Source organism: Paenibacillus sp. USDA918EY (assembly GCF_009870825.1).
Classification (GTDB): Bacteria; Bacillota; Bacilli; order Paenibacillales; family Paenibacillaceae; genus Paenibacillus_AQ; species Paenibacillus_AQ albilobatus.
On record NZ_WTWY01000063.1, the window covers coordinates 1 to 365 of the forward strand.

The following is a 365-nucleotide window of genomic DNA, read 5'->3' on the forward strand; positions in this document are numbered from 1 at the left end:
GTGCAACCGGAGCCACGGGTGAAACGGGAGCGACAGGGGCAACGGGAGCGACAGGTGCAACGGGAGCAACGGGAGCGACTGGTGAACCTGGTGCAACGGGAGTGACGGGAGCGACAGGTGCAACCGGAGCAACGGGTGCAACAGGAGGCACCGGTGAAACGGGAGCGACAGGTGCAACCGGAGCCACGGGTGAAACGGGAGCGACAGGGGCAACCGGAGCAACAGGAGCAACGGGAGCGACGGGAGAAACAGGTGCAACTGGAGCAACAGGAGCTACGGGAGAAACAGGTGCAACCGGAGCCACGGGAGCGACTGGTGAACCTGGTGCAACGGGAGTGACGGGAGCGACAGGTGCAACCGGAGCG

At 65.2% G+C, this 365-nt stretch carries 1 protein-coding gene; it reads left to right on the plus strand.

Annotated elements, in window-relative coordinates:
* The coding region (locus GQY55_RS30825; RefSeq protein ID WP_236575993.1) for a hypothetical protein at nucleotides 1–365 on the plus strand (365 nt) is incomplete at both ends.